Annotated in this window: 13 protein-coding genes and 1 pseudogene; 5 read left to right on the top strand and 9 right to left on the bottom strand. The window is 67.6% G+C overall.

Annotation, left to right across the window (positions count from 1 at the left end; genetic code table 11):
* Positions 1 to 7 precede the first annotated feature (7 nt).
* The 3 genes and pseudogenes from H610_RS24895 to H610_RS24890 form a co-directional block, all read left to right on the top strand.
* Positions 8 to 157, top strand: coding sequence for an IS3 family transposase (locus tag H610_RS24895; protein WP_408054993.1), 150 nt, complete (start codon positions 8 to 10; stop codon positions 155 to 157).
* 360 nt (positions 158 to 517) lie between these two features.
* Positions 518 to 1,927 carry a circularly permuted type 2 ATP-grasp protein gene (locus H610_RS0110540; protein ID WP_028239631.1) on the top strand — a complete coding sequence of 470 codons (1,410 nt, stop codon included), beginning with the start codon at positions 518 to 520 and terminating at the stop codon, positions 1,925 to 1,927.
* A 3-nt stretch (positions 1,928 to 1,930) separates the two neighbouring features.
* Positions 1,931 to 2,476, top strand: a pseudogene (locus H610_RS24890) (alpha-E domain-containing protein); the annotation flags it as partial.
* Between the two features lie 199 nt (positions 2,477 to 2,675).
* On the opposite strand, the gene H610_RS0110535 reads toward H610_RS24890, so the two are convergent.
* Both H610_RS0110535 and H610_RS0110530 read right to left on the bottom strand, forming a co-directional pair.
* Entirely contained in the window at positions 2,676 to 3,821 is a 1,146-nt protein-coding gene (locus H610_RS0110535; protein WP_028239630.1) for a mechanosensitive ion channel family protein, read from the bottom strand.
* 139 nt (positions 3,822 to 3,960) lie between these two features.
* The gene (locus H610_RS0110530; protein ID WP_043238207.1) at positions 3,961 to 4,338 is read right to left on the bottom strand and encodes a rhodanese-like domain-containing protein; all 378 of its coding nucleotides are present in this window, start codon (positions 4,336 to 4,338) and stop codon (positions 3,961 to 3,963) included.
* Positions 4,339 to 4,744: 406 nt separating this feature from the next.
* Between H610_RS0110530 and H610_RS24565 the strand changes: the two genes are divergently transcribed.
* Entirely contained in the window at positions 4,745 to 5,350 is a 606-nt protein-coding gene (locus H610_RS24565) for a hypothetical protein (protein ID WP_051231656.1), read from the top strand.
* Between the two features lie 14 nt (positions 5,351 to 5,364).
* Here H610_RS24565 and H610_RS0110515 read toward each other — a convergent pair whose 3' ends face one another.
* The 7 genes from H610_RS0110515 to H610_RS0110490 all read right to left on the bottom strand — a co-directional run bounded on the left by H610_RS0110515 (position 5,365) and on the right by H610_RS0110490 (position 11,514).
* On the bottom strand, positions 5,365 to 5,841 hold the full coding sequence (locus tag H610_RS0110515) for a MarR family winged helix-turn-helix transcriptional regulator (RefSeq protein ID WP_028239628.1): 477 nt from the start codon (positions 5,839 to 5,841) through the stop codon (positions 5,365 to 5,367).
* 134 nt (positions 5,842 to 5,975) lie between these two features.
* Positions 5,976 to 6,968 carry a 3-hydroxybutyryl-CoA dehydrogenase gene (locus H610_RS23705; RefSeq protein WP_043238204.1) on the bottom strand — a complete coding sequence of 331 codons (993 nt, stop codon included), beginning with the start codon at positions 6,966 to 6,968 and terminating at the stop codon, positions 5,976 to 5,978.
* Positions 6,965 to 8,071: an NAD/NADP octopine/nopaline dehydrogenase family protein gene (locus H610_RS23700; protein ID WP_043238201.1), complete on the bottom strand. Its 1,107-nt coding sequence runs from the start codon at positions 8,069 to 8,071 to the stop codon at positions 6,965 to 6,967. Before H610_RS23700 ends, H610_RS23705 begins: the two co-directional genes overlap by 4 nt.
* 86 nt (positions 8,072 to 8,157) lie before the next feature.
* Complete coding sequence (locus H610_RS0110505; RefSeq protein WP_028239627.1) at positions 8,158 to 8,904, bottom strand: ABC transporter permease; 747 nt, start codon at positions 8,902 to 8,904, stop codon at positions 8,158 to 8,160.
* Entirely contained in the window at positions 8,901 to 9,686 is a 786-nt protein-coding gene (locus H610_RS0110500) for an ABC transporter permease (RefSeq protein WP_028239626.1), read from the bottom strand. Before H610_RS0110500 ends, H610_RS0110505 begins: the two co-directional genes overlap by 4 nt.
* Positions 9,683 to 10,522 (bottom strand): ABC transporter ATP-binding protein, encoded by an 840-nt coding sequence (locus H610_RS23695; protein WP_201768359.1) that lies wholly within the window; start codon positions 10,520 to 10,522, stop codon positions 9,683 to 9,685. Before H610_RS23695 ends, H610_RS0110500 begins: the two co-directional genes overlap by 4 nt.
* A gap of 8 nt (positions 10,523 to 10,530) precedes the next feature.
* Positions 10,531 to 11,514: an ABC transporter substrate-binding protein gene (locus H610_RS0110490; protein ID WP_028239625.1), complete on the bottom strand. Its 984-nt coding sequence runs from the start codon at positions 11,512 to 11,514 to the stop codon at positions 10,531 to 10,533.
* A 236-nt stretch (positions 11,515 to 11,750) separates the two neighbouring features.
* Between H610_RS0110490 and H610_RS0110485 the strand changes: the two genes are divergently transcribed.
* Positions 11,751 to 12,719: an AraC family transcriptional regulator gene (locus H610_RS0110485; RefSeq protein WP_028239624.1), complete on the top strand. Its 969-nt coding sequence runs from the start codon at positions 11,751 to 11,753 to the stop codon at positions 12,717 to 12,719.
* Positions 12,720 to 12,743 lie beyond the last annotated feature (24 nt).

Here is a 12,743-nt window from a genome sequence, read left to right as displayed (position 1 = left end):
CCTGAAGATGGAACGGGTCTGGCAGCAGCACTATGCCAATCAGGCCGAGGCCATGGCTGACATCACTCACTACATCGTCGGCTTCTACAACACACACCGGCTGCACTCCTTTCTCGGCTACCAATCACCGACCGACTACGAAAAGGCCACCGCCTGAAATCCCCTATCCCGGTGTCCACCAAAACTTGACCACGACAGGCCCACCTGTGGGAGGCGCGCCCTCGCGGCGATGCAGGCCACCGGCCTGCCAGATGCTCAGAAGCAATCGCCCCGGGGGCGGGCCTCCCACAGGCAGCCGTGTTGCCAACGTCCTGTCGGAGGCGCGCCATTCGCCTCTGCTTTTCCGCGCCGAACCGCGCCACCAGACGGGGCGCCAGCCTCATTACGATCGATCAACGCCGCACCAAAAACGTGCGCTGCTTCTCGCTCCAACCGGCAAACCCTTGAATGCAAAGGCGCCATCACCGATGGCATGAGGCTTGCGATGGCAATCTGGAAACCAGTTGCCGGAGCCATCATGACGCGGGCCTTCTACGATGAAATGTACGACGCCGGCCAGCTGTGCCGGCCGCACTACCAGGCGTTCGCGGACTGGCTGAAGGCCATTCCGGAAGAGCAGCTCGCCCAGCGCCGTCACGAAGCCGACCTGCTGTTCCACCGTGCCGGCATCACTTTCACCCTCTATGGCGACGAGCAGGGCACCGAGCGGCTGATCCCGTTCGACATCATTCCGCGCAGCATCCCCGCCAGCGAATGGCGGGTGGTCGAGCAGGGCTGCATCCAGCGGGTGCAGGCGCTGAACCTGTTCCTCGACGACCTCTACCACGAGCAGCGCATCCTCAAGGCCGGCATCGTCCCGCCGGAGCAGGTGCTGACCAACGACGGCTACCAGTTGGCCATGCAGGGCCTGACGCTGCACCGCGGCATCTACGCGCACATCGCCGGCATCGACCTGGTGCGCGACGGCGACGGCGCCTACTACGTGCTCGAGGACAACCTGCGCACCCCCAGCGGCGTGAGCTACATGCTCGAGGACCGCAAGATGATGATGCGGCTGTTCCCGGAGCTGTTCGCCGCCCAGCGCATCGCGCCGATCGATCACTACCCGAACCTGCTTTTGGCGACCCTCAAGGAATCCAGCCCGCTGGACAACCCCTGCGTGGTGGTGCTGACGCCGGGGCGGTTCAACAGCGCCTATTTCGAGCACGCCTTCCTCGCCCGCGAGATGGGCGTGGAGCTGGTGGAGGGTGCCGATCTCTTCGTGCGCAACGAGCGGGTCTACATGCGCACCACCGCAGGGCCGCAGCGGGTCGACGTGATCTACCGGCGCCTCGACGACGCCTTCCTCGATCCGCTGGCCTTCCATCCCGATTCGATGCTCGGCGTGCCGGGGCTGCTGGCGGCCTACCGGGCGGGCAACCTGGTGCTGGCCAACGCCATCGGCACCGGCGTGGCCGACGACAAGTCGATCTACCCCTACGTCGGCGACATGGTGCGCTTCTACCTGGACGAGGAGCCCATCCTGCGCAACGTGCCGACCTGGCAGTGCCGCAAGCCGGAAGAGCTGTCCCACGTGCTGGCGCACCTGCCGGAGCTGGTGGTCAAGGAGACCCAGGGCTCCGGCGGCTACGGCATGCTGGTCGGGCCCGCCGCGACCCAGGCGCAGATCGAGGCCTTCCGCGACCGCCTCAAGGCCAACCCGGCGGCCTACATCGCCCAGCCGACGCTGAGCCTGTCGACCTGCCCGACCTTCGTCGAGAGCGGCATCGCGCCGCGCCACATCGACCTGCGGCCGTTCGTGCTGTCCGGCAAGCAGACCCGGCTGGTGCCCGGCGGGCTGACGCGGGTGGCGCTGCGCGAGGGCTCGCTGGTGGTCAACTCGTCGCAGGGCGGCGGAACCAAGGACACCTGGGTGGTGGAGGACTGAGCCATGCTGTCGAGAACCGCCTCCGACCTCTACTGGATGTCGCGCTACCTGGAACGCGCCGAGAACCTGGCGCGCATGCTCGACGTCAGTTATTCGCTGTCGCTGATGCCGCAGAAGGGCCGTGGCGACGGGCTGGAAGAACTGGCCATGCCGCTGCTGATCACCGGCATGCTGGACGACTACCGGGCGCGCCACGGGCGCCTGCACGCCAAGCGCATGCTGCAGCACTTCGCCCTCGAGCCGGAGAACCCCGGCAGCATCTACAACTGCCTGCAGGCGGCGCGGGTCAACGCGCACGCCGTACGCGGCCGCATCACCACCGACATGTGGGAAAACATCAACGCCACCTGGCTGGAGATGCGCGTGATCGCCACCCAGGACCTGTCGCGTTACGGCATCAGCCGTTTCTGCGAGTGGGTCAAGGAGCGCTCGCACCTGTTCCGCGGCGCCACCTACGGCACCATCATGCGCAGCGACGCCTATCGCTTCATCCGCCTCGGCACCTTCCTCGAGCGCGCCGACAACACTCTGCGCCTGCTACGGCGACGGTCGGGCGTGGGAGCAACTGTCCTGACCGCAGAAAGAGTCCCGATTGCTGTTCGCAGCCAAGGTCGCTCGGCCCGGCGCGGCCTCCCACAGGATTCGCTGGGGCACCCTGTGCTTGCGTGGGAGGCCCGCCCTCGGGGCGATGCGCTTGTGGGAGCGGTCCTGACCGCGACCCCCTTGCAGCCGTCCCGGACTGGCATGTTCACGCCGGTCGCGGCTGGCCGCCTTCGCCGTTGGCCGCGGCACGTCCGCCGGGCAGGCCGGCGACCTGCACTTCTGGGAACTGCCCGCCGACGAACTCCGTGCGTTGCGCCGGCAAGGAAAAGGACACCTCCATTTCCTTCATGCGCTGCAGCAGGCTCAAATTGATCTCCTGCTGGATGTCCATGTACTGGTTGTAGTCCGAAGTCAGCACGTAATAGACGACTTCGAACGTCAGCTGGTAGTCATCGAAGGCGAGGAAGTGCGCGCGGTCGAAGCGGGTCAGCTCAATGCCCTTGATGATTTCCGCGACCACCCCGCCGATCTGCCGCACCTTCTCCGCCGGGGTGTCGTAGGTGACGCCGAACTTGAACACGATGCGCCGCTGTTCCATGCGTTTGTAGTTGTGCAGGAACTGGCTGAGCATGTCGGCGTTGGAGCAGACGATCTGCTCGCCGCTGAGGGCGCGGATGCGGGTGGTCTTCAGGCCGATGTGCTCGATGCTGCCGGCCACGTCGCCGAAAACCACGAAGTCGCCGATCTCGAACGGCTTGTCGACGCCGATCGACAGCGAGGCGAACACGTCGCTGAGCAGCGTCTGCACGGCCAGCGCGATGGCGATGCCGCCGACCCCCAGGCTGGCGACCATCGCGGTGATGTCGACGCCCAGGTTGGCCAGGATCGACAGCAGCATCATGGTCCAGATGACCACCCGCAGCATGATGCCGATGATGGTGGTGGTCACCGGATTGCGCGCCTTGCCGTCGAAGGTCAGGCTCTCCATCCACAGGCGTACCCCGCCGTCGAGCCAGAGCGCGATCTGGAACGCCAGGGCGATGAACCAGCCGTGGGAGAGCATCTCCGCCCAGCGGTCGGGCAGTTCCGCGGCCTTCAGGCCGAGCAGCAGGGAAAACGCGAATACCAGCACGCGGCTGGTGCGGCGAAGCATCTCGGTGGCGAAGCCGAGTATCCGGGCATGCGAGCCCCTGGCGTTGCCCGCCAGCTTGCCGAGACGATTGGCGACCACGCGCAGTACCGTGCGCAGCACCAGGTAGCAGACGATGGTGACGCCCAGGACCACCGCCGCATCGATCCAGAACTCCTGCTCCAGCAGCGTTCCCCAGTTCCAGCTCAGCTCCTCGTTCATTACGTAGAAATCCCCTTCCTGCCTATAGGCGCGGCCCGTCGGGCCACGTTTTTTCGTAGCCGAGGCGGCGCATTAGTTCCGCAGGCGATCCTTGCGGGGCGGCGCGAGTGCCGGGGAAGAGGGCGGCGAAGAGGGAATATCAGTGGCCGTGCAGGGCCGCGCGCAGGTCGTCGTAGCCGCCGCCATTGACGACCTGACGATAGCCGAGCTCGCGCAGCAGCTCCTGCGCCTCGGAGGAACGCCGGCCGCTGCGGCAATACAGCACGATGGGCGTGTCCTTGTCCGGCGCCAGCGCGCCGATGCGCCCGCCCAGCTGCGCCGTCTCGACCGGCTGGGCGCCGGCCAGCATGCCCTGCGCCTGTTCCTGCGGGGTGCGTACGTCGACCAGCAGGGTGCGCGGATCGTCCAGCAGGCGGATGGCCGTCTCGCGGTCGATCTCGCCCGCATGGCACAGCAGCGGCACGAGCGCCAGTGTGGCCAGCAGCGCCCGGGTCACCGGTGCGAGCCTGGCAGGCATGTCAGCTGAACAGCCTGGTCAGGTTCGGAAGAATGAGCACCACCGCGGTGGCGAGGAGAATCAGGGTCGCTTGCCTGACGCGTTTTTCTCTGAACATGTTCGTAGCCTTTTATTTTTCTGGCGTTCCGGGCACAGGGCGCTGGCCGGCTGGCGAGCCGGCTCCGAGCGGGGCCTGTCGACGATGACTTACTGACCCTGGGCGGACACGGATGCTTCAGGTGTCTGGACGCATGACAGTGTTTCCGCCGGACGGTCAGCCTGTTCGCAGACTTTGCAAAGTTATTGCAGAAGCCATGCCACCGCCCGCTCCGTTCGGCGGCCGCCGGCCAACGGGGATCGACGGACGTACGCACGGGGAGCCGTTTTGCGCTGTCCACTGCATGAACCCTTCAGCCGGAGAACGGCCATGACACGCAGACATCTACCGCTGCTTCTGTTCGGTTCGATGCTCGCCGCTGTGGCGACCGCGCAGGCGCAGGAAAGCACGCTGGAGCAGGATCGCCAGGCGATTGGCGACGAGCTCGAAGCCAATAGCGAGCAGATCCGCAACGAGGTACGGGCGGTCAACGGACCCGCGTCGCGCTCTGGGATGCAGGCGGGCGAGGGGACGGCCGCTGGCGAGACGCCGGGCCTCGTCGGCGAACGCACGCCGATGTCGACCGACCAGCCGGGCCTGGACGACGACCCGGCCGGCCGCACGGTGCCGCGTGGAACCGTCCAGCCGGACGACATCCCGCGGCCCGTCACCACCCCGACACCGACGCCCGAACGCGACAGCCCGCGCGGCATCGAGGCCGTCCCGCCCGCCGGTCAGCCGGCGCCGGGCGTGCGCGTCGAGCCGTTGCCCGGATCGGTGCCGACCCGCCCGGGTGGGAACCTCGGGCCCGATCCGATGGGGCCGGCGGGTGGAAATGGAACAATCGAAGGTAACGCCCCGGCCGGCGGCAGCACTGGCGGCGCGACCACCGACGGACCGACAGGCGGTGCGGCGGGGCCGGGCGACGAGGATTGACCGACGAGGCGCGGTCAGCTTTCCGGGAGGTTGTCGAAGATCCTGGCGAGGATCTGATTCAGCTTGCGGATCTGCGCCTCCGTCAGGCCGCGGAAGCTGTCATGGAACAGGCCGTCGGTAACCTTGTGCATGTCGAAGAAGGCCTGGCGGCCCTTTTCGGTAAGGGTGACCTGGGTCACCCGGCCATCGGTGGCGCTCTGGGCGGTTTCGACCAGGCCGTCTTCCTTCATGCGGTAGACGATCTTGGTGACGGTAGAGAGCTTGGCGATGGCGTGCACGGAAATTTCCGAGATGCTCGATTCACCGTGCTCGTAGAGGATGTTGAGAACGCGCCACCTGGGAATGTCCAGATCCACCTTCTTGAGTAGCCGTTCCATGGCCATGGAGTAGCGGCCGTGTACCCGGGCCAGCCAATAGAAGGGGAACTCTTCCTTGTGGAAATCCTCGCTGGCGGGGTTGAAACGGCTGCGACGCTTGTTCGGTGTGCTCATGCCTGAGTAACTGTCCTGGGCTCGGACGCCAATCATAGATATTTCTCATAATTCCGGCACCTTTGACGGGGTGATTCGATGGACCGGACGATCGACGGGAATGCAGCCGGCACCCTGCGGCGCCGGCGCGATGCTCAGCGGACGGGGGGCTGCAGGGCCTGGTCGAAGCGGGGCGCCAGGCCGGTGGCATCGAGCAGGGCGAGGAATTCACGCATGCGTTGCGCCTTGTACGCCTGGGTGTCGACACCCAGGTAGCCGTAGAAGCCCTCGCCCTCGCGCAGGCCGTTGCGGCCCTCGGCCATGTTGCGGGCGACGATGTCGGCGCAGGCGAAACGTTCGCCCAGGTGTTCGGACAGATAGCGCGAGGCGTAATAGAGGATGTCGCCGCCGCCCCAGTCGATGAACTCGAGCAGGCCGAGCACGGCGAAGCGCAGGCCGAAGCCGACGCGGATCGCCTTGTCGATGTCCTCGGCGCTGGCCACGCCTTCCTCGACCATGCGCGCCGCCTCGTTCATTGCCTGGGCCTGGATGCGCGGAACGATGTAGCCGGGCGAGGCCGAGCACACCACCGGCACCTTGCCGATGCGTTCGAGCAGTTCGAGCATGCTGCGCACGGCACGCTCGTCGGTGCGCTCGCTGCGGCTGACCTCCACCAGCGGCATGAGGTCGGCGGGATTCAGCCAGTGAGCGTTGACGAAGCGTTCCGGGCTTTCGATCAGTTCCGCCAGCTCGCTGACCAGGAAGGTCGAGGTGGTGGACGCGACCACCGCCTCGACGGGAATGCGCGGCCCCAGCCAGGCGAACAGCTCGCGCTTGGCTTCCAGTACTTCCGGGACCGCTTCGAAGATCACCCGGGCGCCGGCCAGGCCGGGTTCGCAGGCCGTGCGGTCGAGCAGTTCCAGACGCGACAGGGCGGTGGTTACCTGGGCTTGGTCGAGGCGTCCTAGGACCTGCTTGGCATGCAGCTCGTCGGCCACCGCCTGGCGTACCCTGCCCAGGTAATCGGCCGCTGCGGCGGGCTCGCGCGGGCGCACATCCACCAGGCTGACGCGCAGCCCGGCCTGGATGAAGGCCAGCGCCATGCCCTGGCCCATGCGCCCGGCACCGAGGATGTGCACCTCGTTCATGCGTCGACTCCTTCGTGCAGCAGCTGCTGCATCTGGTCGCGGCTCAGTCCGGCCAGGCCGAGATTTTCCAGGGTGCGGCCTTCGGCGTAGAGGTCGCGCTCGGCCACCGCCGAGGCGATTGCCAGCAGGCCGGCGGCGATTGGCGTCGGCACCTTGGCCCAGCGGCCGACCGAAACCAGCAGCGACAGCCCCAGGCGGGTGTCCTCGAGCATGTAGCGGTGCTCGCGCAGGTCGATCTTCTCGCGCCAGTCGCCGCTGTCGGTGAGCTTGCCGTGCGCACCGCGGCCGTACATCCATTCCTCGCCTTCGCTGGCGTAGTGGTCGGCCAGCGGGAAGTGCGGGGCGGCATAGCCGAGCGCCTCGCGCACCGCCATGCGCTCGGCGTCCAGGGCATTGGTGACCCGGCGGATCGACGGCTGGGTGCCTTCGTTGTGAATGTCCCAACGATCGAAGTGCTCCAGCGGGCCGGCGTTCATCATGATCAGCGGCGGATGGATCACCGGGCCGGCGTTCATCAGCGCGCCGGAGAGGCCGTCCTCGATGGGTTCCACGCTCGGGTAGGCGCGGCCCAGCACGGCGAAGGCGCGCTCGCTCAGGCGCGCCGGGAACACTCCGGTCGGCAGGCGGGTGGCATAGCAACTGATCACCACCTGGGCCGGACCGTGCTTGCGCGCCAGGTAGGGCAGGGTGCCGGTCTCGGCGAAGGCCACGTCGGCCGTATTGCCGGCGGCGCGCATCGCGCGGGCGAACAGCAGGCTGCCGAAGGTGCCCGGCGGCAGGAACACCACCTGGCCGTCCTGCAGCAGCGGCGCCACGGTCTCGGCGAGGCTCTCGTGGGTGGTCGCCGGCAGCGGCACCACGATGAGCTCGGCGCTGTCCACCGCCGCGGCGAGGTCCTCGCAGAGCTGCAGGCCGGTGTCGGCGTCGCCCAGCGGCACCAGGCGCTCGCCGCGGAAGTCCTTGACGCGGATGCCGCCCTGTTCGCGCACCGCGCCGAAGGCCGCGCCGTCGCGGCGCCAGAAGCGCACCTGGTGGCCCGCTTCGCTCATTTCCACCGCCGCGGCGTAGCAGCCGTGGCCGCCGCCCAGAACGCAGATCTTCATGTTCGATTCCTCTTTTCGTGGGGCGAGCGCTTCCTTCGGCCATGAGGACACGGCCGTGGAAATGCCCGGATTTCAATGGCGCGTGGTCAGGACTGGCCCCGCAACAGATGTTTGCGTGCGAACTGCAGCGCGACGTTGAGCAGCAGGCCGATCAGCGAGATCAGCAGCAGCGGCACGAACATGTCCACCATGCGGAAGGATCGTGCAGCCAGGCTCAGCAGATGCCCCAGGCCGTCGGTGGACGAGATCATCTCCGCCAGGAACACCGTCACGCAGGCGATCAGCAGTGCCACCCGGCAGCCAGTGAGGATCGCCGGCAGCGTGGCCGGCAGGGTCACCGTGAACAGGCTGGCAAAGCGTCCGCTGCCGGCGGCCCAGGCCGACCACAGCAGCTTCGGTTCCACCGCGCGGGCGCCGTGGAAGGTCGCCAGCAGGATGGGAAACAGCGTGTCGGCCACCACCAGGGCGATCTTCGAGGCGTGGTCGTAGCCGAAGATCAGCACGAAGGCCGGGTACAGGGCGATCTTCGGAATCGGCGCCAGCACCCGCACCACGGTGATCAGCGCGCCGCCGCCGGTGCGGCTGGCGAGCAGGCCGAGGCTCACGCCGACCACCAGGGCGATGGCGAAGCCGCCGAGCAGGCGAATCAGGGTCTGCCCGAGGTGGTGCAGGAACTCTCCGTCGGGCAGCAGTTCCAGCAGCCGTTGCAGTACCAGGCTGGGGGCCGGCAGCAGGTTGGGCGGCGCCCAGCCCAGACGTGCGGCGCTCTCCCAGACGACGAACAGCAGGATCAGCGGCGCAGCCGGGACCAGGGTTTCGAGGATGCGTCTCATGAATTGCCTCCGCTGGCGGCGTCTTGGCGTGGCTCGGCCCAGTGCACCAGCCGCAGGCGCAGGTGCTCGAAGGCCCAGTCGAGGGCGAAGCCCAGGGCCGCGAGAATCACGATCATCGCGTACACGTCCGGGTACAGGGCCATGTCCAGGGCGTTGAACAGCAGGTCGCCTGCACCGGACTGGCGGGCGATCATCTCCGAGCTGATCATCACGATCAGCGCCATGGCCAGGCCCACCCGGCAGCCCAGCAGCACCTCCGGCAAGGCCCCCGGCAGGGTGATGCGCAGCAGCCGCGCCGGGGCCCTCATGCCCATGGCCGCGGCCGACCAGAGCAGCTTGTCGTCCAGCCGCGCCGCGCCGTGATAGCTGTGATAGAGCAGCGGCAGGCTGACGCCGAGGAAGATCACCAGGATCTTCGACAGGTCGCCGACGCCGAACCAGAGCATCACCATCGGCATCAGTGCGGCCTTGGGCACCGGGTAGGCGGCGCTGAGCAGTGGGTTGAGCATGCGCGCCAGGGTCGGGTTGCGGCCCATCGCCAGGCCGGCCGGCACCGCCACCAGCAGGGCCAGGCCGATGCCGGCGAACATGCGCGCCAGCGAGGCGCCGATGCTCTGCAGGGACTGGCCGTCGAAGAGGATGGCCGGCAGCTGGGCCAGCGATTCGGTGGCGGTGGGAAAGCCGTCCAGCGCCAGAGCCCGGGCGGCCAGTTCCCACAGCGTCAGCAGGACCAGCACGGTAAGCGGTGCGCCAAGGCGCTGGAGGATGGCCTGGGCGCTCATCGGGTGGCGACCTTCAGCGTCGTCTTGGCGACCGGCGCGGGGGCCGGTTCGGCGTCACGCTCGTGGTGCACGTCCTCGATCAGCCGCTCCAGCTCGACCACGTACTCCTGATAGCGACGGTCCACCAGCAGCTCGGCGCGCACCCGCGGGCGCGGCAGGTCGATGTCGACGACGGTGCGGATGCGCCCCGGCGAGCGGGTCATCACAACCACCCGGTCGGAGAGGAACACCGCCTCGTCGACGCCGTGGGTGACGAACATCACCGTCTTGCGATCGCGCTCCCAGATCTGCAGCAGCTCGTTCTGCAGCACCGTGCGGGTGTGCGCGTCGAGGGCGCCGAAGGGCTCGTCCATCAGCAGGGTCGCCGGGTCGTAGGCCAGGGTCCGGGCGATCGCCACGCGTTGGCGCATGCCGCCGGACAGCTCCTTGGGGTAGAAGTCCGCGTAGCTCGCCAGGTTGACCTTGTGCAGCAGCGCCATGGCGCGCTCGCGCGCCTCGCGCTTGCCCACGCCCTGTTGGCGCAGGCCGTACATGACGTTGCCGAGTACCGTCTTCCAGGGGAACAGCGCGAACTCCTGGAACACCGGCCCGCGGTCGGGGCCGGGGCCGGTCACCGGCCGACCCTGCACCTGGATGCTGCCGCTGCTGGGCGGTACGAAGCCGCCGAGCATGTACAGCAGGGTCGACTTGCCGCAGCCGGAGGGGCCGAGGATGGAGACGAACTCGCCTTCGCGAATGTTCAGGTCGATGCCTTCCAGGGCCACGTGCCGCTTGCCACCGGCGATGCGGAAGGATTTGCCCAGCCGCTGGATTTCGATCATCGCTCGCTTTTCCATGGGCCGGCTCATTGGATCAGGTCGTCGCGGCGGAACTGCGCGACATCGACTTTTGCCGGCAGCATTCCCAGTTGCTGGTATTGGTCGAGCATCTGCTGGATGGCTTCGAAATCGGGGCGGGCATCGGCCGAGCGGGCGAAGTCCTTGTCGGTGAGCAGGTAGCCGTCGAGCAGGTCGACCGGCGCGCGGGTCACCTCCGAGACCACCTTGAGGGTTTCCGCGCGGTCCTCCCGGGCCAGTGCCATCGCGGTACGCAGGTCCTTCACGTAGCGTTTCACCAGCTCGGGATGGGCGTCGGTGAAATCCTTGCGGCAGACCTCGAAGATGTGCACGGTGTTGGGCATCAGGTCGGTGAGCGAGAACAGCTTGCGGATGCCGCCCTTGCTTTCCGCGCGCAGGGCGAAGGGCTGGTTCATCACCGCCGCGTCGACGCGTCCGGCGCGCAACGCCGCTTCCGAGCCGGGGAAGCCGGTCTCCACCAGCCTTATGTCGCGCTCCGGGTCCAGGCCGTTCTGCTTGAGGATCATCGCCATCTGCCCGTACACGCCCGAGCCGTAGACGTTGACGCCGACGGTACGCCCCTTGAGGTCGGCCACCGAGCGGACCGGGGAGTCCTCCGCCACCGCCCAGTAGACCGAGAAGGATTCGCCCTTGCGCTCGCCCACGTGCTGGGCGAGGACGTAGGCCTGCAACCCGCCGGAAGCCGCCCCCTGGCCCAGCGACAGCGGCGCCTGGGAGGAGCAGTCGATGGCGTCCGAGAGCATGGCCTGGACCATCGGTGCGGTGCCCTGGAACTGGGTCCAGGCGATGCGGTACTGCTTGCCCAGGTCCGGAAAGGCGTCCGGGCGACGCATCATCCAGTACTTCATTTCCTCCGCCGGGATCGACCAGCCCACGCGGATCGTGGGGATGTCGTCCGCGGCCTGGGTCTGCCCGCACAGGGCCAGGAAGGCGCAGGCCGTGAGGCCAAGCGAGCGGGTAAAGCGCTTCATGCTGCCGTCTCCTCGATGGTGAATGGCACCTTGCCGGACGTTTCGCCGCGGATGCCTGGCCTCGATTCTAGGGATGGCCCCCGGGCAAGGCTGGCCATAACGCGCAAGCGTCGTTCCGAACGCGCAGGAAAGTCACGGCCGGCTACGCGGTACGCTTATTGCTTTCCAATTCACGTGAATTGAATATCCCAGTCGGCCTGTAGAAACCGGCCCTAGCCTTGCGTGGAGAGGTTCGCATGCACAGTCATCTCGCCAACCACAAGCTGCTGGACTCGGCGGGCTTCAGCGAGGTCAAGGCCGCGGTCAGCCGTTGCCTGTGGCCGCATCGCATGAATCTGTCGGCAGGCGAGTCGCTGCATCCGGAGCTGTACGGGGTGTTCTTCGGCAGCTGCGCGCTGTTCGAGCTGTGCTATGGCGCGCGCGTGGAGATCGACGCCGGCGACATCGAAAGCTTCTATCTGGTGCGCATCACCCTGCAGGGCCACGGACAGGTGCGTCAGGGCGGTCGCAGCGTGACGCTGCAGCCGGGCATGCTGACCATTTCCTCGCCGTCGCAGCACAGCTATATACGCACCGAGCGCGACTGCCGCAGCCTGATCCTGCGGGTGGCCCGCGACGCCCTGGAGCGCCAGTTGCAGCAGCTGCTGCAACGGCCGATGCACCAACCGCTGGTATTCGAGATGTGCGTGCAGGCCGGGCACCCGGGCCTGGCGGTGATCAGCCACACGCTGGACTACATCGGTCGGCTGTGCGCCGACTGCGAACCGGCGCAACTGCTGCCGCCGCTGGGCGATGCCCTGGCCGACTACCTGATCTCGGTGCTGCTGACCCAATTGCCGCACAACTACTCGGATGAGGTGCGCGGCGAGCCGCGTGGGCCGGTGCCGTACTACGTCAAGCGCGTCTGCGCGCACGTCGAGGAGCACTTGGAGCAGAACCTGTCGCTGCTGGAGCTGGCCCAGGTCGGCGGGGTGTCCGTGCGCACCCTGCAGAACGGCTTCACCCGTTTCGTTCGCCAGAGTCCCAGCGAGTACCTGCGGACACGGCGTCTGGCGCGCATCCACGAGGCCCTGCAGCGGGCCTGTGACGGCGACAGCGTCACCGACATCCTGCTGCGCCATGGCATTTCCAGCCTTGGGCACTTCGCGACGCAATACCGCAAGCGCTACGGCTGCCTGCCCTCGGAGACGCTGCGGCAGGGCTGAATCGCTCGGCCCAAGGGGCATTCG

It is taken from the genome of Stutzerimonas azotifigens DSM 17556, from assembly GCF_000425625.1.
GTDB lineage: Bacteria > Pseudomonadota > Gammaproteobacteria > Pseudomonadales > Pseudomonadaceae > Stutzerimonas > Stutzerimonas azotifigens.
The sequence above is the reverse complement of the archived record's forward strand: the minus strand, read 5'-3'. Positions and strand labels throughout refer to the sequence as shown.